We start from the raw sequence: 18,764 nt of genomic DNA, 5'->3' as shown, positions 1-18,764 counted from the left end.
ATGGACTGGATAGTAACGTTATTTAATAAGCTCATTGAGTTCATGTACCAGTTGCTTTTGAGCCTTATTACTATGTTGAAAGATATGGTTTATTGGGTTGTTGAGCAATTTATGGAGGTCGTTAATTCTGCTTTATCTTCTGCTGTAGCTTTGTTTCAGCCTGTCGATGTCGGTCAATATTTACAATCTATTCCGCCTAACGTCGCTTGGGTCATGGGCGCCGTTGGCCTACCTCAGTGTTTGAGCCTGATTATATCGGCCATTGCTTTGCGCATGATTTTACAATTGATTCCATTCACGAGGTTAGGTTCGTAATGATCTACTGTATCGCAGGACGACCACGTAGCGGTAAAAGCTATGAGAGTGTCGCTTTCCATATTATTCCGGCTATCAAAGCTGGTCGAAAAGTCGTTACCAATGTGACTTTAAACGTGCCCTATTTTCAGAAAGTCTTTGGTAATGACGTGTTGGATTTGATTGAAGTTGTGGACGGTCAGTTAAACCAATACGGCTCTATGGATAGACCGTTTTCAAAGCTTGAGGACTACATAAACGATTGGAGGGATGCCGATAACAAAGGTCCCCTATTTGTGATTGATGAAGCTCATATGGTTCTCCCAAATAAGCAGCTAGATAGCAAAATACTTGAGTTCTATTCTCTTCATGGTCACTACGGCATAGATATCATTTTGCTTACTCAGAATCTAAGGAAGATTCACAAAGATGTTCGCGATATGGTTGAAATGACTTACTACTGTGCCAAGAATACCGCTTTCGGTAGTAAGAATACTTACACCAAGAAAGTAAGGATTGGTGCAACAACTGAAGTCGTCAATGAAGAACAGCGCAAATATAAGAAAGCGTTTTTTCCTTTCTATCAGTCTCATACGCAAAGCAGTGGCAGCGTAGCCGAAGCTATGAGTAATGACATTAAACCAATCTGGCATCGTTGGCCGTTTTGGATGGGCGGATTTTTACTTGTGGCGGGTGTCATTTTTAATATTTACGCGTGGTCTGGCAGTGATAAGGAATTAGAACCGGTTCTAAATTCTGAACAAAACAATGTTGTTGAGCCTGCCCAGGTTTCAGTTCCCAACGGTGTCCCAGGTCAAACCGTTAAGTCTGCCAAAAAGTCTTCTGGTTTCGGTCCCCTTGATGAGTTTGATTTGTTTGTCACTGGTTATGCTCGTCAGACAGCTTGGCAAGATGTCACTCAAAACCTCGTCGATTTTCAGAACTCTTTTGTTCGTATATATATCGAGGTTCGTCAGAATGACAGTAAGCTTTTCACTTTTAGTCAATCGGAGCTGATAGAAATGGGATATGGTTTTAAGGTTTTAGCTGATTGCGTTTATCGAGTGACTTGGGGTGATTCAGTTAAGATTTTGACGTGTGTTGAGTCCAAAGACGATAACTCTGCAAATGACCCATTCGATTTCAGTAAGGCCGTAAAAATATAAAGCTAAGATTTAAGCTTGTCCATATTATTGATATTTCTCACATAAATTCACTACTGATAAGATATTTGAATTCTTTGATTTTGTGAGGCCGACTATATGGATCATTTGCTTAACTTGGTTTTGGTATTGGGAATGCTTGTCTTCATAGCTCTATTAATACGCCTGCTCATAACCAATATTGTTTCAACTAAAACAAACAGTGACAACCCTACCTCTTACTATGAGTATCAGCTTATCAGGAAGCTTGCTACATCGAATGAGCTAACCTTTTATCAAGCATTAATCGTTGTAACGAAGGGTAAACATACTGTTTTTACTAAGGTGCGAATTGCTGATTTGATGACGCCAAGGAAAGGAGTTCATGACAAAAAGACATGGTGGCGAGCGTTTAACGCAATAGCCAAGAAACATGTAGATTTTGTACTTTGCGATCCATTGACGCTTGAAGTTAAATGCCTAATTGAGCTAGATGACTCAACTCACAATCGACCAGACAGAGTAGCAAGAGATAAGTTAGTTGATATGGCCGCAGCTTCTGCAGGGATTGAACTGAAGCACTTCAAAGTTAAAAACAAGTATGACTATTTCGAATTAGAAAAAGAGCTCTATGGGGGGAGCGATGCGCCACAGCCTGAAAGTATTTATACTCAATAGATATCGTTGAACAAGCCCCGCAGGGATAAGGGCACTCGATGTGGTTCTTGGGTATACAGCCCCAAATGCCCGATAAGCAGCGAAGCGTAACTATCTTGTTGAAACCACATAACCGCCCTGCCTCATTGCCAAGATCACCCTAGCAGAGCCTCACAATACCAGTGGGGCTTTTTGCTTCTGCAACCCATAGAACTTTCAGCGTTGATGCTTTCGGTAGCTTTGATTCGCAGCTCGTTGGGAGGGACCCGTTTCGTCGGGAGGGTCCCAACGAGCTGCGGAGCAACAACCCCCGTGTTGTATCACGGGGGTAAATTCGACCAAACTATCAACTATTGATCACTCTATTAGCAAAACCAATTAATTCAGGAAGTTACTTATGGTAATATCCAATCAGACACTAATAAGCTCGCTGTATATGGTAATACTTCGTGATAGAAATCTTAAAAATTACAAGAATGATGGCGCAAGGCAGAACGAACCCGTATCTCTGTGAAGGTGATGATGGCCAACAGTATGTCGTAAAAGGCAGTAGTGCTACTTGTCGAGGCCTTGTAAAAGAATGGATAGTCGCTCATCTAGCGAAAAGCTTTGGTTTACCTATTCCGGATTTTAAAATCGCTTGGGTTGATGATTTACTAGTTGAATACAGTTCTTTTGACTTAGAGGCTGGTTATTGTTTTGCTTCGTCATATAAACCTAACATTCAAGAAATAACCTATAATCAAATACAGAAAGTTCCACAGCAGCTACTTCGTGATCTGTTTGTTTTTGATTATTGGATTCAGAATAATGATAGAAACCTCACTGATAAAGGCGGAAACCCTAACTTTTTCTTAGAACAAAAGACCAAAGAAACGTGTGTTGTTGATCATAACCTAGCTTTTGCAGATGACTTTAAAATTGATGAACATAAAGAACAACATGTAAGTTCAGGTTCTTGGAATGGCTTAGAGCTAGTCGATAAAGAAGTTTATACAGAAAAATTTCAAAATGCCCTGCAAGATATTGACAATATCATCAGTGAGATACCAGAAGAGTGGTTAGAAATGTATCCAATCGATACTATTCGAACAGAAATTACGTTAGTATTGCAGAAATTCTTAGATGAACCGTTTTGGGAGGACATATCATGAAAGTAGCTTTACAATTCGCGATTGTTCGCTTTATGCCATTCGCAGAAACATCAGAGTTTGCCAACGTTGGTATACTTGCGTTTGCTCCAAAGACTGGATTTGTAAGCTATAAATTAGCCCCTGCCAGATTTAAAAGAGTATCTGATTTCTTCGATGATCTTGAAGGGCAACTTTACAAGCAAGCTATAGCAAATTTTGAAGATGAATTAAATTATATCCAAAACTTTGCAAAGAATATTAGCGGTAAAGAGCTTGTTGAGTTAATGCACGAAGTGACTCGAACTAGAGAAGGTTTGATGACGTTTGGCGAAACTGGTGCAATGATCACAGATGATTGTCACCTTGCACTTGAACAACTCTTTGACCGCTATATCGGAAGAGACTTTAAAGATACAAAGGAATACCGAGAGCAACAGATGGTTAAAGCTCTAAGACAAGAGCTGAAAACTTTAACCATTCGGTACAAAGAGCAAAGTCTTGATACTGGCTTCAGTCAATTTAAGATTCCACTAGTAGCTAAAGAAGCAAATATAACTAAAGCGATCAAGCCGTTAGCATTTGACCAGGCGACTCCTTTAGCACTCGTTGACCACGGTGATCGTTGGATATCTCGTGTTAAGCACTTACTACAAGCTAACGCTTTGAACGAAGATAACTTCTTATTTACGATTGAAAGACCTAGGAATAAAAAAGAAGAGTTTGTAGCCGCTTTTGATACTGTGCAAAAAGGAATGAAAGAACTAGGTGTAAAAGTTATTCCATATCAGAACAGTAATGAGATATTAAAATTTGCTGAATTTGATTTAGATTACTTAGTTGATGATTTCAAATTAGTAACGAACTGATATAAATAAGAAAGGCTACTTAGAGTAGCCTTTTTTTTACCTGCGAGTGAACGTTTTTATCATTTCATTCTGGCAATTGCTCTGGCAAGTTTAAGTAGCTTTGTTGATGTTTTTAGCTCTAACTCAGATTGAATACCTAATAGTGCAATCCCTGCCAATATTTGTTGTGGCCTCACTACTTGGCCAGTCGGCAGCTCCATACTATCGCGTATCATTTTGAACTGTCCCCACTCTTCATAAGTACTTAGTTCACGACCTTTTGCCATTCTCATAAGTCTTTTACATTCAGGTGGTATAGGCTTTCCCTCGTCCCAACCCGTGACAGTCCTCACAGTTTTGAAACACAGTTCAGCGACCTCTTCCTTGGTCATTTGGCACTCTAACTCTCGAAAAATGTAATTCTTACTCATTTCGCGATACTTCAATGATAAAACCTCTAAATACAAGAGGTTGCACTGAATTTATAATGTATGCACCATTAAACATAATCAGACATAATACGCACTGAATCTGTTAGAGCAATTTAGTAATGTCCGGTTTGAGCCATTTTAAAATGTCCGCCTAATCTAACCAGTATTGGTCTACTTAAGCGTTCACCAGCGCTCTCTTAAGATCACAAAAAACAAATAGCTATATATGTGTCCAACGTCTGTACCGTCGAATTTGGTCTCCATTCACACAAACTTTATCAACAGAAAGCTTTTCTCTTCTCGTTTACTGATTCATGCTCTTGTTTGTAGTCATTTTTGCTGTGTTGTGTGTGAATCTTGTGGGCATGCTGTTGTTTTCTTTTCAGATTTCACACAGGCGACCATCTTTATTGATAACACCAAATCGACACCTTTATCAATAGCCAATCAAATTGAGTTATTTTACCTACAACCGTCACCAACTTTTCATGTGGCTCTTCTTCTGACGCCAATGTTCGTACTAGCATCTAAAACAATTAACATGCGAACGCGTTTCACATGGGTACTTTACGTCACACTTAGTTTACTGGGATATCGTTGGAATCGATCTAGAGCATATATCCGGGTATTTACACGAAGCTTATTAAACACAGCAGTCCCTGTTTACCAACCTCATCCTGACAAACTCGAAGTTACGTTGTATCTTATTTTCAACAAGCGAACACTAGCTCGCTATCGCTCAACCACCAGATAAACCACTTAAACAGGCTGCCATTTCGTGTTTAAATTTCGATCTATCAAGCAGTTATATGAATAAATTTGGTGATTAAGCAATCAAATGCAATGCATTCAAGCTATAAAAGCAAATTAAAGTGTTAACATCAGGCAATTTTGTAAACTAGGTGTTTGATATGTTGCCTAAACTTTATAAGTTCAGATCTCTCCATGATAGAAACATACAGTCGATTGCCGAGTGTTCGTTGTGGTTCGATTACGCTAAAACTTTCAATAACCCTTTTGAATCTAACCATATATTCAAGAATGAACTTCAGAACAATTTCAAGGTTATGTGTTTTTCTCAATCTAGCGACCACCCAATACTATGGTCTCAGTATGGCGACAACTTTAAAGGCATGTGTATCGAGTATGATCTCAACTGCTATAGCGGCGAGGCCAACCTCAACTGTTTTGAGGTTCAATATGAAGATGAGTTAAACATGTCCCACTTAGAATCATTGAGTGGATTGCAGGCATTAGGGTTAGGTTCCGAAATATTCAAGCTCAAGCATTCTAATTGGCGTTATGAAAAGGAATATCGCTGGGTGTTACCTGATGAAGAGATAACGGGTAATAAGCTCTACCTTAATAGAGAGTGCCTAAGTTCGGTGATCCTCTCTGAGCACGCTCCGGCCGACAGAAAACTGAAAGTTCTGATGACTTGCCAGCGCTTTGGTATACCCGTTAAGCACGCAATAGCCAAACAAGAGTCGTTTACATTCGAAGTGGTCTGCTAAACGGGATAAATCAAGATTATAACAATAAGTCAGGCTCTCGCATTTAAGTTACAGTGCAACAAAAAAGGGGAGCCACATTAAATGTGGCTCCCCTTTTTACATGTTCGTCGTCAGTTTTCCAGGCACCCTATCCTGCATTTGTTCAATTGTCGTTATAGACATTTGAACTGTAGAAAACCAGTAAGGTCGATGCTTAACGTTAAATAGTTCGCTGTTATCTAACGCTTCGAAAATAGAAAACTTTCGACCTTGGGCCAGAGCAGCACCATAAACTGTTCGCTCAAGCACGGGGGTATCATTCACTTCCTCTAGAAGAGCCCTCTTTATAAACTGATTACTTGGGCTCCAATCTACAAATTCAACGAGGTTTTTTAGTAACTTCAGCTCTAATTTCTCTACCATCGTTTCGAGAAACTGGGTGTTTGGGAGCACTTCTGCACAAGCATAATATTCATCATGCTTATCACTGGCATCTCGGTAACCGAGCATAGTTTTTACTAATGCATCTTCAAATATAGAAGAAAAGTGGTTACAAATCAAAAACAAAGGGAGAGTTCTCAATACGCCAAGTAGAATACCAACATTAGGGTCTTTTACCGATGTTTCTTGAAGTCGAATTCGAGTCGCATTTGACGTCACGACCAGGTGCTGCCAAACCTTAGGTGTGATGTGTTTAATGTTGCCATCATTCCATTTAATTAGCTGCTGGCTCATTAACAATGGGAACAATAAACGACAGTTCTCGATACCTATTTGGCGTGCTGCAATTTTTGGATCGAGAATTACCTTGGACTTCTTGCCGTACTTTTCTGTGAACTCACGATTAGAAACAAACTCGATTAAACTTGAGCTCAATGGCCTGCTTTTTGCTGATATTTCATGGAGTTTGGAAAAGTTTAAGGATGGCGAATACGCAGCACTAGCGAATTCATTGTAATCTGGCAGTTCCGAGAACAAAGAACTTATTAGCGTTCCTTGTAGTTTCTCAAGCATAAGCGCAGAAGCGGCATTGCTGACATCGTCTATCACATACCGTAATGTTTGCTGTTTTGCATTGACCTTCTCGCGATGAGCATTGACTCGATCCTGCTCACAGCGCAATAAAATACGTTGGTTGTGAGAGATACGGTCGGATTCATCAAATATGACGCTATCACAATACCTATTTTCCAAACTTAGTAACGTATCTACTGTCGATTGCGCAAGCTTATATTCTGGTGAGATTAACCATCGATTAAAGCGAGCTTCAACATTGATTGTGACCTTCCTTGAGATCTCAATAACTTCGGGGGAGTAACTTTTATTTGCTAACAACAACCGTAACTTTCCTTTGCCCTAATTGCCTTTTATCGGCATATGCTGCCTTTATAATAAAACTAATATTAATAGAAATTAGAGATTGGTTCACGAAATTGTTTCAATAAAATTGAGGTTATTTAGTTATAGTGCACTAACTCCGTTAATTTGCGATATGGAGACGAATATACTTTTCTGGGAAACTGTATTTGAACTTTCTCTCCTTTGGTAGGTGCTTTTTAGCCTGTTTACAAACCTTACTATCGCCCGATGTTCTCACCCTCTTAATTCTTGTATAGCCTTTAGAGTGCTTCATCTCAATCATTAGATCGCAATAGCCATCGAAATCAACTTTACTCTTGTTGAAGCCTTTCATAACAGTGACTTTGATCTTTTTGGCTACAGGGTTGACCAATGCATCATCAGGAAATGCGAATGGGGATACAAAACACAACAAGAATATTAGATATCTCATACTGTTCTCTCTGTTAGGAAGTGAGAACAGTATGCAGATAGTTAAGGAAAGTGAAGGATTAACTAAGTATGAGGGTTTACCAAGTAAGGCGTATTTCTCAACAATTACGCTTTCTTTGAGCCTTTAGACTTAAAACCATTATGCGGGAACACGTTACGAATACGTTGCTGTACGTTTTTAGGCACATCTTTAGTGAACTTGAGATTATAGCCAGAGCGTTTTGCATACACTTTTAGCTCACCTTTAAAGTTATTATTATGACCAATCTCTTGAAGGTTGTGCTTAAAGCTCGGTGGAAGATTCCCTTTAACTTGTTCGATCGCCCCGTCGCTAAATTTAATTTTCAATACCGGTCGATCGACTGCTACTAACCAAAAAACTAATACCGCACCGATTAAGATTACGTACATCATAATGTCACCACTACTGTTGATGGTTATTTATCGTCAGAAAGGAGTTTACTTAAGTCTTCTTTAAGACTAGTCACTGTCTTGCTGGCCTGTTCACTACGAGACGCTTCGCTAACCAGATACTCGATGGCGTCAGAAAGCGTACAACCTAGCTCGTTCGCTCGTTGAGATAGCTTTTCCCATACACGATAATCAAGGTCGATTGATTTCTTTTTGGTGTGAACTTGTTCAGCATTGAAGTGGCGTTTTCGCTTAGCTCTGATCGCTTGTTTAAGCTTGTTATCGAGCTCAGGAGACATGTTGTTAGAGATCCACTCAAGAACACCCGTAGGCTGGTGTTCCAGCTTCAATAAGGCTTGAACAGCAACGTCAGCTTCACTTGAATCAATATGGCAAGTAATCGATTCACCTTCTTTCCACTTTTTGACCAGATAGTTCCATTTCCAACCACATTCCAAGTTTTCAAGTTGCTGATATTTCATGTCTAATCTCGAGAGTTAATCCTAGTGACAGCGTAACCCAGAATGGGTTATTTCACAATTATTGTCTTGAAAGAATAGACCAAGATCATACTTATATTAGCTTAGTGATTAGTAACTACCACATAGAGCTACAAGCGAGATCGGTTTTTCTATATACTCCCTACCTCATTATCATAATCAGAAACTTAAATGACTCAAGTAGATTGGCGACATGTTACGCCTCAGTACGACGAATATAGCGCTCAATTAGAGCAATTCCCTGACATCTCGCCTTTCCCGTTTTCAGATATTCAACATAGATTCAAAGATGCGCTAACCCGCTTTGTTCGCTTGTCTAACCTTTCGCGCGTTTTACTGGTAAATGCTCCGGACAATTCAATCTATCGTCAAATGATTGTTGAATCTCTAGTCACTGCTTTAGATGATCACACTCTGCCGGTTATCAAAACTGAGTCTTTAAATGCTGCCTCTCTATTTGACCAAGTTCAATCGAAAGACGGTAAGGTTATTGCGACAAAACCTGGCCTACTGGCTAGAGCAAACAACGGTTATCTAATCGTTTCAGCAAACCTGATCTTGGCAAACCCAGGAAGCTGGTTACTGCTTAAATCTGCGCTGCTTGGTGAAGCTGTAGAGCCTATCAGCAGTAACCCTGAACACTTGAATCAGTCGCCAACCTTACCTCTTACTTACAATATTAAGTTAATTGTAGTTGGAGACAGAGCTCAACTAGGTGACCTTGATTACCTAGACAGCGATATTCAAACCGGTTTTTGCCTATTCAGCGAAATTGAACAGGACATTAAGCTCTCAGAAGACACTCTGACTCAATATCTTGGTTACCTTAAGTGGCTTCAACAACGCTATGAATTACCAAACATCACGCAACAAGCGTTGACTGGCATTCTTACTGCCGGAGCAAGAGAAACCGAAGATCAAAGCTATATCCCACTGTGCCCTATTTGGCACAACGCGTTATTGAACGAAGCTTTGATTGAAGCCGACAATGGTGAGATTGATATTCACCATATCCAACAAGCTCAGCAGCACAAATACAACCGTGAATCTTATCTACCAGAACGCGCCCTTGATGATATTCGTGATGGCCAAGTCATTATCGAAACTGAAGGTGAACAAGTTGGTCAAGTTAATGGACTGACGGTCATCGATGTACCGGGACACCCAATATCGTATGGTGAACCTGCACGAATTTCCTGTGTTATTCACTTTGGTGATGGTGATATTGCCGATGTTGAGCGCAAAGCCGAGCTGGGTGGTAATCTTCATGCTAAAGGCATGATGATCATGCAAGCATTTGTGAGCAGCGCACTAAACCTTGAAGATCCATTACCATACGCAGCTTCCGTAGTATTTGAGCAGTCTTACTGCGAAGTAGATGGCGATAGTGCTTCACTTGCGGAGTTGTGTTCTCTGGTTAGTGCTTTGTCTGAATACCCTATCAATCAACAAATTGCGGTTACTGGTGCAGTGGACCAATTTGGTCGAGTACAAGCGGTTGGTGGGCTAAACGAAAAAATCGAAGGCTTCTACCATGTGTGTAAGCACAATGGCTTAACTGGCGAACAAGGCGTGATCCTTCCAAGATCGAATTTAAGGCACCTTGCACTGAAGCCAGACCTTATTGAAAGCATTAAAAATGAAGAATTCCATATTTGGTCTGTGTCTAATGTAGATGAAGCAATTCCTCTCATTATGAACAAGCCATTTAGAGACGATGAACAAGAAAGCGTTCTGAGCAAAATCGCGGAACGTATTGAAAACTTTGAAAGACATGAGCACCCTATTGGAATTGTTGGACGCATTAAAAACTGGTTTGTCTAGTACTGATCGGACTTGTTTAGCGTACACCTGTTCACTAATATGCACCTATCAAAAATCGGAGTAATTGATAATGCAAAACAAACGTGATTCTTACACTCGCGAAGAGCTTCTAGCATCAAGCCAAGGCGAACTATGGCCACAAGGCCCTCAACTACCAGCACCGAACATGCTAATGATGGATCGCATCACTAAGATGTCTGAAACTGAAGGTGATTACGGTAAAGGTTTAGTTCTTGCTGAGCTGGATATTACTCCTGACCTATGGTTCTTCGATTGTCACTTCCCAGGTGACCCTGTAATGCCGGGTTGTCTAGGCCTTGATGCTATGTGGCAGCTTGTTGGCTTCTACCTTGGTTGGGTTGGCGGCGAAGGTAAAGGTCGTGCTCTAGGGGTTGGCGAAGTGAAATTCACTGGTCAAATTCTGCCTACAGCGAAAAAAGTAACTTACGAGATCCACATGAAGCGTGTTGTTAACCGCCGCCTAGTTATGGGCCTTGCGGATGGTCGCGTACTTGTTGATGGCAAAGAGATCTACGTTGCTAAAGATTTGAAAGTTGGCCTTTTCCAAGATACGTCAGCATTCTAATCTGTTAGTTAGATTTTTAATAAAGCAGCCCATGGCTGCTTTATTTTCACTCCAATAAATTTAGTTATAGTGCATTAAAGTATCACATATTTAATTTGAAACAGAATAAATCCACCAGCGATACGCTTATGATAGCGAAACTAGAATGCTAAAAAGCTCTGGTAATCTTTGTATTGTTCTGAAACTAACAAGGCTCCAGCTGTTGTATCAACAAACAATGGAGCCCTGACCTTTAATTCTTCGCGGCCTATCTATTTATAGAGACCAGATTGCTTATCATCTTTGGCATCACGCCAACCACCTAACCAATAAGACCGAGAATCCATTTGGCTATATGGGCAAGCTTCTTGCGACCTACCATTTAAACCAGCTTTGTAGCCTTGAGATTGTGCTCGTTCTAGTCGATCACGCTTTTGTCTCTTCATAGTGCAGTCCTCATACGGGTGTTCCATTTACTAACATACAATGATTACAACTTTGCGGAGTTTTTGTGACTCCAACTTTAAGAATCGATCAGATTTTCACTTTTCTCAAGGCGAAAAAAAGCCCGAGTTCAGAATTGTGAACTCGGGCTCAAGAGATAAAATTATTTAAATTTTCTGCGGAACCCTAACAGACCAAGCACAGTCAAAGTCAACCAACCTAGGCTACCACCTTGGCGATCGACTTTTTCTGAATCGGCACTACGAGTTTGGATATCAGCTTTAGTAGCACCAACAATTGGAACCAGTTTAACGGCTACCACCTCTTCTACTGCGTTAGACGCAGCGCCACCACAGTATGAGTTGTGAGAAGTTGTGTCATACGGTTGAGTCGTTCCTCCAACTGTACATTTGATAGCAGTAGCAGAGATCACACCAGCATCGTTAATGTCAGTAGCATCAATGATTCGGAACTTGTTGTTCTCTCCGGAAACAATACCATCATTTGTTAGATCATCTAACCACCAAGCCTGACCGTTAAAGATGTCTACACGACGAGCTTCAGTTGATGAAGATACGTTATAAGGATATATAAAGCCTCTGTGTCTTCTTTCACTACCATCAACCTCACGAGTGGTTTCTGCATCTATTTGGCCAACAAACTCATTAAAGTTGTTAACTGCTTTAGCTTCACCGCTCGAACCGCCGAAAAAGATACCACCAGACAAATACGTTGCTGTCGGGTTTTTAGCATCAGTTACAACAAAAATCTTGTTACCCGCACTACCACTTTCTGGCACATAACCATTACGCTTAGAATAACCAACAGCAAACAAATTCTGGTTAATATCAGTCGCAACGGAGTTACTGTATCTAGCATCGTCATTCGATGAACCAGATTTTACCTCTGCGCCGCTGATAATTTTAGTTTCCCAAGTAGCACCGGTAATGTCTAATGAGTCACTTACAAAGACGCTTGCATTCATGTCTTGTAGATCACTATTACCATTCACTGTATCGAAACCTACGCCGTATAAGTTTCCTGAGTTTTCCGCAAGGCCACGCATGCTTCCCTGAGCAAAGTAGTCTCCAGTTTGGGGGATATCACCTTGCTTCCAAATAAATTGATGAACTTCTCCGTCTTTCCAGATAGCAGCTTTAGAACTGAATGTCGTATCAGAAGTATCCGTTTTAGGTCCCTGTACCGAAATGCTACCAAAATTGTAAACGATGTCTGTAGTACCATCATTAACGGTTAGAGCACCCCAAGCACGTGATTCAGATGAGGCTGTAAGAGGCACTGTTGTAACCGCATTATAACGAATATCGTTACCGTTTGACTTAATACCAAGTGGTGCACCTGATTCATCCAGAGCAGTAATTGCTACATTATAAGGACTTATAGAGCTACCGTTATCAATAAAAGCTTTCGCGTTTACATAACTAAGGTCGCTTTCTTTACTCCAAGTAGCCCAACGATTGTCGGCCCAACTTTCACAAGTAGAATATCTAAGCTCGCGGTAGCAGTAGTTTTCAAAGTCATCACGTTCTTGAATGTATTGGAACGGTGCATCCATAGCAAACGGAACTTCTTCGCGATAACCGATTCCATCAACTGCATTGCGAGTTTCACCAGCCAATTTAAAGCTATCACATGCAACTCCGCCAACGGTACCAGTCGTAAAACAACTTTCTGTTCCGGTTACCGTCGCAGGCTGAATAGCTACACCAAAGATTTCAGATGCACCAGTAATCGAAGGTGTTACCTCAACTACCTTGTAAAGCGCAGCGTTCGCGTTAGTTGCAGCAAAAACTAATGCTGCAACTGTTGTTAATTTAAATTTAGTACAAGTCATTATTACTTCTTAACTTTCCTGTTGTAGCGCCTCGAGCTCTTCCCAGCGCTCAAAAGCAACTTCAAGCTCCTGCTCTGCTGCAGATAGCTTATCTAAAACTGGTTGTGTCTGCTCTACAGATTTTGAAAAGAAGCTTGGATCGTTGACTTCTTCCTGAAGAGTTTCAATTTGAGTTTCCAATTCTTCCAAACGCATTGGTAGCGCTTCTAGTTCTCGTTGTAGCTTATACGATAACTTCTTAGGTTTAGCCTTAGCTGGCGCAGTTTTGGGAGTTTCCTCAACTACTTTCTCAGGCTTTGATGGCTTGTCAACCTGTCGGTACTCTAATGCTTGCTTTCTTTGCTGCTGAGCATCGTGATAGCCGCCAACAAATTCTTCAATCACACCGTTACCTTCGAAGATCCAACTTGTCATAACTGTGTTATCAACAAACTGACGATCGTGGCTCACTAAAAGAAGCGTACCCTGATAGTTGGCAAGCAAATCTTCTAAAAGTTCCAAAGTTTCGATATCTAGATCGTTGGTTGGTTCATCAAGAATCAATAAGTTGTTCGACTTAAGGAAGATACGAGCTAATAACAGGCGGTTTTTCTCACCACCAGATAGTGCTTTAACAGGAGTACGAGCACGTTTTGGAGAGAATAAGAAATCTTGTAAGTAGCTTAGTGCATGACGCTCTCGGCCGCCTACAGTGACTTCTTGCTTACCATCCGCTAGGTTATCAATTACAGACTTCTCAGGGTCTAGGATTTCACGGTATTGGTCGAAGTAAGCGACTTCAAGCTTAGTACCGCAATGCAGACGACCTGAATCTGGCTTAAGCTGATCAAGAAGCAGTTTAAGTACCGTACTCTTACCACAACCGTTAGGTCCAATAAGAGCGATACGATCGCCACGCATAATGTTGAAGCTGAAGTCTTTAACAATCTCTTTGCCTTCGAAGCCAAAGTTAATGTTCTCAGCTTCAAATACAATCTTGCCTGAACGCTGGCCATCGTCGATTTGGATGATCGCTTTTCCTTGCACTTCACGACGATTCAAACGTTCTTCACGTAGCTTCTTAAGCGCACGTACACGGCCTTCGTTACGAGTTCGACGAGCTTTAATACCCTGACGAATCCATACTTCTTCCTGAGCGAGCTTCTTATCGAATTCCGCGTTCTGCATCTCTTCAACACGTAGCGCTTCTTCTTTTTCAACTAGGTAGTTTTCGTAATCACCTGGAAACGAGCTTAGTTTGCCGCGATCAAGATCAACAATGCGTGTTGCCATCGATTTGATGAAAGCACGGTCATGCGAGATAAAAATAATTGAACCACGGAAGTCTTTCAGGAAGCCTTCTAACCATTCAATAGTCGCAACATCCAAGTGGTTAGTCGGTTCGTCTAGAAGTAAAACGTCTGGGTCACATACAAGTGCACGAGCAAGCGCCGCTTTACGTTGCCAACCACCAGATAGATCCGTCAGCTTTGTTTCAGCAGTCAGCTTAAGTGCCGCTAATACGTTACTTACGCGATCTTCAAAGCGCCATGCATTCGCATGATCCAGTTGCTCTTGAACGCGAGTAAGACGGTTTAGGTTCTTTTCGCTCGGGTCAGTACCAATGAGATCCAGAAGATCATGATAGATCTTCAACTGTTCACCAATTTCCGCTAGGCCACCAGCAACGTAGTCATAGACTGTACCTTGTTCATTACGCGGTGGATCTTGTTCCAAGCGAGACACAACCACATCTTGCGTGATTTGCATCTTGCCATCGTCCATGATGATGTTCCCAGACAGGATTTTCATCAACGTAGACTTACCAGCGCCATTGCGCCCTACTAAACACACACGTTCGTTTTCTTGCAGCGCAAAGTCCGCACGATCTAATAACGGGTGATCGCCAAACGCTAATTGCCCATTATGAATTGTAAGTAATGCCATTCTTCTTTAACCAATCATTAAGTTCTAACAAGCCAAATGGCCAGTTAAGCTCTGAGCTTTGAGAAAGATCAGAGCTTTCAAATTTGAGCACAGGAATAGTGACCCCGTAACGGGAAAAGAGCTCATCATCGAATGCAATGTCGACAACGTTGACGTGATGGCTAATATTTAACTGTTCCGTGAGTTGGAATGCCATCTCACATAGATGGCACCCTTCTGTACTGTAGAGAGTCAGCACTATATATCCTTATACAATCTCTTAACTACTTGTGAGTAATCAACCAGCAGTTATGAATGTGCTTATTGCGAGAGAAGTCCAATGGAAGCGTCTTAGCAGAGATGTTCTGAGCCTTAAGACCTAATTCATCCAGAGCTTCCAAGTCCATTTTGAAGTGACGCTTGTTGTTAGAGAACACAATCGTGCCTTCTTCACGAAGAAGACGCTTAAGGTTTTCCATCAACTGAATATGATCACGTTGAACATCGAAAGATTGATCCATACGCTTTGAGTTTGAGAACGTAGGTGGATCAATAAAGATCAGGTCGTAAGAACCCTGCTCTTTAACCAACCACTGTAAGCAGTCAGCTTGCACAAACTGATGTTGACGACCAACACGGCCATTAAGCTCCATGTTCTGTTTTGCCCACTCAAGGTAGGTGTTAGACATATCAACCGTTGTTGTAGAGCGCGCACCACCGACAGCAGCATGAACAGATGCACTGCCTGTGTAAGCGAACAGGTTTAGGAAATCTTTACCTGCGGCCATCTCACCGATGCGACGACGAGTGATCTTATGATCTAGGAACAAGCCTGTATCTAAGTAATCATGAAGATTAACAATCAGCTTAACGCCGTATTCGTTCACTTCTAGGTTAGATGAGTCTTGAGCCATCTTCTGGTATTGAGAACGGCCTTTCTGCTTCTGACGGACCTTAAGAACCACGTTGTTTGCTTCAACGCCTGTTACTTGGATAGAAGCACGGATGATATCGGTTAAGCGACGTTTTGCCTTCTCTTCCGGTACATCTTTAGGCGCTGCATATTCCTGAATCACAAGGTGACCTGGGTATACATCAATCGCTACATTGTATTCAGGTAAGTCAGCATCATAGATACGGTAACAATCTAATTGCTCTTTCTTAGCCCACTTGCCAATTTTACCGATGTTCTTTTTAAGACGGTTCGCGAAATCAGGTGCAATCAATTGTTCTTGTTCGCCTGTTGGGCGCTCTGACATCGGACGATCTGAAATTGAGTAGTTCTTTTGGTGACACGGTAACGCACCGTTATTCAATTTGAACTGTTTGTCTGCACGCATGCGTAAGCAGCTAAGTAGTTCGTCTGAACTAGAGAAGATAGACGCGTTGCAGCCACCGAACTCAGCTTTAAGTTGTGCACCGAATGCCGTGTAAAGTGCAATTAGACCCGGCTCTGTACCTAGACGCTCACCGTAAGGTGGGTTAGAAACAATCACACCATCAGTAAACTCTGTAGGACGCTTAAGTTTTGCAGCATCACCTACTTCGAATTCAATTAACTCTTCAACACCAGCACGGCGAGCGTTATCACGCGCTGTTTTGATCATGCGTTCATCATTATCGTAGCCATAGAACTTACATTCTACTTTCTTAACTCCACGACGGCCTTGAACGTTAGCTTCTGCTTTAACTTCAGCCCAAAGCTCAGGTTCGAAATCTTCTAGTGATTCAAAGCACCATTTCTGACGTTTAACACCTGGTGCTAGGTTTGCAGCCATCATTGCAGCTTCAATCACTAACGTACCTGAACCACACATAGGGTCTAAGAAAGGTTTCGTTGCATCCCAACCACTACGAAGAAGGATTGCAGCAGCTAGCGTTTCACGCAGCGGAGCACGACCTGATTCTGGACGGTAACCACGTTGGTGAAGACCGCTACCCACCATATCAACACCAAGAATCGCTTTATCACGGTGTAGACGAACGTGAATACGAACATCTGGGTTCTCTTTGCTGATAGAAGGACGAGGCAAAGACTTCTTCTCGAAGCAATCAACAACGGCATCTTTTACTTTCATCGCACCGTATTGGCTATTACGGATTTCGTTGTTTGTACCATTGAAGTCAACAACAAAACGCTTAGAGCTATGGAATTGATTTACCCAGTTAACCGCAGTGGTCGATAGGTACAAATCCATGTCATCCATACAAGTGAATTCAGAAAGGACACGTACAAATCGAGAAGCCAAACGGCTCCACAAACAACAACGATAAATTTGCTCATTGGTCGCTTTGAATTTAACACCTGCTTGAACAGGTTTTGCGTTTGTAATCCCTAGTTGGGTTAGTTCTTCAACTAATAAATTCTCAAGGCCGTTTGAGGTAACCGCTAGATATTGATTCATAGTGTTCTTTTATTGATAAAAATGAGCTCGATTATACCTGAATTTGTAACTAGAGCATCACACTAAACACGTCTTTTCATTGAATCTTTCGACTAACTGGCTAGCAAATGCACAGTCTTGAAGCGATCGCTTACCCACATCCCCTTAGAACACAAGACCTATCAAACCAACTCCATTTCGGACCATTTCTTAACCAAAGTAGCAGTGTGAATTTATATTCACCTCAAAACTGGTATATACCAATGGTAATTTATGGGTGAAATTTAGCTACAAAAGACCAGAAACAGGGAATAAAGACGGGGAATTTACTCTTCTGGTGATGAAAACAGGCAGAAATTAAGGTGAAAAAATAGTCGTAAGTTCACTATTTAAATGGTTAAGCAGTGATGTATTTATCAGGATGAGGTTTTTTAGGCACAAAAAAATCGGCTATTAAGCCGATTCTGAGGAAGGTTTATCGCTTGTGTGCTGCGATGCGTGGTAGAAATGATGTACTAAATTGGAGGTTAACCCACCATCGCTATGTGTGCTTGATGAAGGATAGCGTTAGCATCAAGCATTCTATCGTGCATCACCTTGATTGAGTCTCCAAATCGCAGCCCTTTTGAAGGCGTTAATAGGAACTCTTCTAGGTCGACAAATGCACATAGGCTCGCACACTCTCCCACTTCTAATACAATGAAATACCCTAAGCTATGCTCGTTATTCATTTGTACAATATCCCCTTCTTGAGGATATTCATGGCCAGTGCCTTGTGAGTCGAAGAACCAACTCTTAGGCTGTACAGGCTTATGGAAGCGCTTTGCTGCCACACAATAGAGTGCAAGTTCAGCTTGGCGAGGCTCAGACAGTTCTAAGCCAGAAATTTGTTCTTTGAAGGTTTGGTATGAAGATGCGTCATCAACGGTGAATTCATTATCTCTAAACGCGCAGTCCACCAGCTTATTACGGACCAGATTCGTTTTGAAAATCATATCCTCTCCGAGGTTTAGCATTAATGAACATTGCTGCTCATCGTAATACCAACTCCATGTATCGCTAGGTTTAAGCATCATTTCGTCTCACACTG

19 protein-coding genes are annotated in these 18,764 nt (G+C 41.4%); 8 read left to right on the top strand and 11 right to left on the bottom strand.

Features of this window, described 5'->3' with window-relative positions:
* From FTW16_RS00720 to FTW16_RS00700, 5 genes are all read left to right on the top strand, one after another.
* A complete protein-coding gene (locus FTW16_RS00720; RefSeq protein WP_048612095.1) occupies positions 1 to 315 on the top strand; it encodes a DUF2523 family protein in 315 nt (104 codons plus the stop codon).
* Positions 315 to 1,460 (top strand): zonular occludens toxin domain-containing protein, encoded by a 1,146-nt coding sequence (locus FTW16_RS00715; RefSeq protein ID WP_146489733.1) that lies wholly within the window; start codon positions 315 to 317, stop codon positions 1,458 to 1,460. The genes FTW16_RS00720 and FTW16_RS00715 overlap by 1 nt, the downstream gene beginning before the upstream one ends.
* A gap of 132 nt (positions 1,461 to 1,592) precedes the next feature.
* Positions 1,593 to 2,114 carry a DUF2726 domain-containing protein gene (locus FTW16_RS00710; protein ID WP_261383377.1) on the top strand — a complete coding sequence of 174 codons (522 nt, stop codon included), beginning with the start codon at positions 1,593 to 1,595 and terminating at the stop codon, positions 2,112 to 2,114.
* A gap of 428 nt (positions 2,115 to 2,542) precedes the next feature.
* Positions 2,543 to 3,247, top strand: coding sequence for a HipA family kinase (locus tag FTW16_RS00705; RefSeq protein WP_261383376.1), 705 nt, complete (start codon positions 2,543 to 2,545; stop codon positions 3,245 to 3,247).
* Positions 3,244 to 4,092, top strand: a complete 849-nt coding sequence (locus FTW16_RS00700) for a DUF3037 domain-containing protein (RefSeq protein ID WP_146489731.1) — start codon at positions 3,244 to 3,246, stop codon at positions 4,090 to 4,092. The genes FTW16_RS00705 and FTW16_RS00700 overlap by 4 nt, the downstream gene beginning before the upstream one ends.
* A 59-nt stretch (positions 4,093 to 4,151) precedes the next feature.
* Here FTW16_RS00700 and FTW16_RS00695 read toward each other — a convergent pair whose 3' ends face one another.
* Positions 4,152 to 4,517 (bottom strand): phage protein, encoded by a 366-nt coding sequence (locus FTW16_RS00695; protein WP_146489730.1) that lies wholly within the window; start codon positions 4,515 to 4,517, stop codon positions 4,152 to 4,154.
* 896 nt (positions 4,518 to 5,413) lie between these two features.
* Here FTW16_RS00695 and FTW16_RS00690 point away from each other — a divergent pair.
* Complete coding sequence (locus FTW16_RS00690) at positions 5,414 to 6,016, top strand: DUF2971 domain-containing protein (RefSeq protein ID WP_146489729.1); 603 nt, start codon at positions 5,414 to 5,416, stop codon at positions 6,014 to 6,016.
* Positions 6,017 to 6,112: 96 nt separating this feature from the next.
* On the opposite strand, the gene FTW16_RS00685 is transcribed toward FTW16_RS00690, so the two are convergent.
* The 4 genes from FTW16_RS00685 to matP all read right to left on the bottom strand — a co-directional run bounded on the left by FTW16_RS00685 (position 6,113) and on the right by matP (position 8,679).
* Positions 6,113 to 7,333: a hypothetical protein gene (locus FTW16_RS00685; RefSeq protein ID WP_146489728.1), complete on the bottom strand. Its 1,221-nt coding sequence runs from the start codon at positions 7,331 to 7,333 to the stop codon at positions 6,113 to 6,115.
* A gap of 142 nt (positions 7,334 to 7,475) precedes the next feature.
* Complete coding sequence (locus FTW16_RS00680; RefSeq protein WP_146489727.1) at positions 7,476 to 7,787, bottom strand: hypothetical protein; 312 nt, start codon at positions 7,785 to 7,787, stop codon at positions 7,476 to 7,478.
* 104 nt (positions 7,788 to 7,891) lie between these two features.
* Positions 7,892 to 8,200, bottom strand: coding sequence for a DUF3634 family protein (locus FTW16_RS00675; protein WP_146489726.1), 309 nt, complete (start codon positions 8,198 to 8,200; stop codon positions 7,892 to 7,894).
* 23 nt (positions 8,201 to 8,223) lie between these two features.
* Positions 8,224 to 8,679, bottom strand: coding sequence for a macrodomain Ter protein MatP (matP, locus tag FTW16_RS00670; protein ID WP_010440786.1), 456 nt, complete (start codon positions 8,677 to 8,679; stop codon positions 8,224 to 8,226).
* Positions 8,680 to 8,868: 189 nt separating this feature from the next.
* On the opposite strand from matP, the gene FTW16_RS00665 reads away from it, so the two are divergent.
* Both FTW16_RS00665 and fabA read left to right on the top strand, forming a co-directional pair.
* Positions 8,869 to 10,521: a Lon protease family protein gene (locus FTW16_RS00665; protein WP_017066880.1), complete on the top strand. Its 1,653-nt coding sequence runs from the start codon at positions 8,869 to 8,871 to the stop codon at positions 10,519 to 10,521.
* 70 nt (positions 10,522 to 10,591) lie between these two features.
* Complete coding sequence (gene fabA, locus FTW16_RS00660; RefSeq protein WP_017059675.1) at positions 10,592 to 11,107, top strand: bifunctional 3-hydroxydecanoyl-ACP dehydratase/trans-2-decenoyl-ACP isomerase; 516 nt, start codon at positions 10,592 to 10,594, stop codon at positions 11,105 to 11,107.
* 251 nt (positions 11,108 to 11,358) lie between these two features.
* Here the strand turns inward: fabA and rmf are convergent, their stop codons facing one another.
* The 6 genes from rmf to FTW16_RS00630 form a co-directional block, all read right to left on the bottom strand.
* Complete coding sequence (rmf, locus tag FTW16_RS00655) at positions 11,359 to 11,532, bottom strand: ribosome modulation factor (protein ID WP_017059676.1); 174 nt, start codon at positions 11,530 to 11,532, stop codon at positions 11,359 to 11,361.
* Positions 11,533 to 11,693: 161 nt separating this feature from the next.
* A complete protein-coding gene (locus FTW16_RS00650; RefSeq protein ID WP_146489725.1) occupies positions 11,694 to 13,385 on the bottom strand; it encodes a DUF3466 family protein in 1,692 nt (563 codons plus the stop codon).
* Positions 13,386 to 13,394: 9 nt separating this feature from the next.
* Positions 13,395 to 15,311, bottom strand: coding sequence for an ABC transporter ATP-binding protein (locus FTW16_RS00645; protein ID WP_146489724.1), 1,917 nt, complete (start codon positions 15,309 to 15,311; stop codon positions 13,395 to 13,397).
* Entirely contained in the window at positions 15,289 to 15,549 is a 261-nt protein-coding gene (locus FTW16_RS00640; protein ID WP_019823251.1) for a glutaredoxin family protein, read from the bottom strand. The genes FTW16_RS00645 and FTW16_RS00640 overlap by 23 nt, the downstream gene beginning before the upstream one ends.
* Positions 15,550 to 15,574: 25 nt before the next feature.
* Positions 15,575 to 17,695, bottom strand: coding sequence for a bifunctional 23S rRNA (guanine(2069)-N(7))-methyltransferase RlmK/23S rRNA (guanine(2445)-N(2))-methyltransferase RlmL (gene rlmKL, locus FTW16_RS00635; RefSeq protein WP_146489723.1), 2,121 nt, complete (start codon positions 17,693 to 17,695; stop codon positions 15,575 to 15,577).
* Positions 17,696 to 18,201: 506 nt separating this feature from the next.
* On the bottom strand, positions 18,202 to 18,750 hold the full coding sequence (locus tag FTW16_RS00630) for a cell division protein ZapC (protein WP_146489722.1): 549 nt from the start codon (positions 18,748 to 18,750) through the stop codon (positions 18,202 to 18,204).
* Positions 18,751 to 18,764 lie beyond the last annotated feature (14 nt).

This window comes from Vibrio sp. T20, from assembly GCF_007858795.1.
Taxonomy (GTDB): domain Bacteria; phylum Pseudomonadota; class Gammaproteobacteria; order Enterobacterales; family Vibrionaceae; genus Vibrio; species Vibrio satsumensis.
Note: the sequence above shows the minus strand (reverse complement) of the source record. Positions and strands in the feature narration are given on the sequence as shown.

Bases quoted from the DNA above. Each gene is read 5' to 3' on its own strand.
- matP (WP_010440786.1), bottom strand. From the start codon at position 8,679: ATGAAATATCAGCAACTTGAAAACTTGGAATGTGGTTGGAAATGGAAC.
- FTW16_RS00700 (WP_146489731.1), top strand. From the start codon at position 3,244: ATGAAAGTAGCTTTACAATTCGCGATTGTTCGCTTTATGCCATTCGCA.
- FTW16_RS00680 (WP_146489727.1), bottom strand. From the start codon at position 7,787: ATGAGATATCTAATATTCTTGTTGTGTTTTGTATCCCCATTCGCATTT.
- FTW16_RS00690 (WP_146489729.1), top strand. From the start codon at position 5,414: ATGTTGCCTAAACTTTATAAGTTCAGATCTCTCCATGATAGAAACATA.
- FTW16_RS00645 (WP_146489724.1), bottom strand. From the start codon at position 15,311: ATGGCATTACTTACAATTCATAATGGGCAATTAGCGTTTGGCGATCAC.
- FTW16_RS00720 (WP_048612095.1), top strand. From the start codon at position 1: ATGGACTGGATAGTAACGTTATTTAATAAGCTCATTGAGTTCATGTAC.
- FTW16_RS00675 (WP_146489726.1), bottom strand. From the start codon at position 8,200: ATGATGTACGTAATCTTAATCGGTGCGGTATTAGTTTTTTGGTTAGTA.
- fabA (WP_017059675.1), top strand. From the start codon at position 10,592: ATGCAAAACAAACGTGATTCTTACACTCGCGAAGAGCTTCTAGCATCA.
- rmf (WP_017059676.1), bottom strand. From the start codon at position 11,532: ATGAAGAGACAAAAGCGTGATCGACTAGAACGAGCACAATCTCAAGGC.
- FTW16_RS00650 (WP_146489725.1), bottom strand. From the start codon at position 13,385: ATGACTTGTACTAAATTTAAATTAACAACAGTTGCAGCATTAGTTTTT.
- FTW16_RS00710 (WP_261383377.1), top strand. From the start codon at position 1,593: ATGCTTGTCTTCATAGCTCTATTAATACGCCTGCTCATAACCAATATT.
- rlmKL (WP_146489723.1), bottom strand. From the start codon at position 17,695: ATGAATCAATATCTAGCGGTTACCTCAAACGGCCTTGAGAATTTATTA.
- FTW16_RS00715 (WP_146489733.1), top strand. From the start codon at position 315: ATGATCTACTGTATCGCAGGACGACCACGTAGCGGTAAAAGCTATGAG.
- FTW16_RS00630 (WP_146489722.1), bottom strand. From the start codon at position 18,750: ATGATGCTTAAACCTAGCGATACATGGAGTTGGTATTACGATGAGCAG.
- FTW16_RS00665 (WP_017066880.1), top strand. From the start codon at position 8,869: ATGACTCAAGTAGATTGGCGACATGTTACGCCTCAGTACGACGAATAT.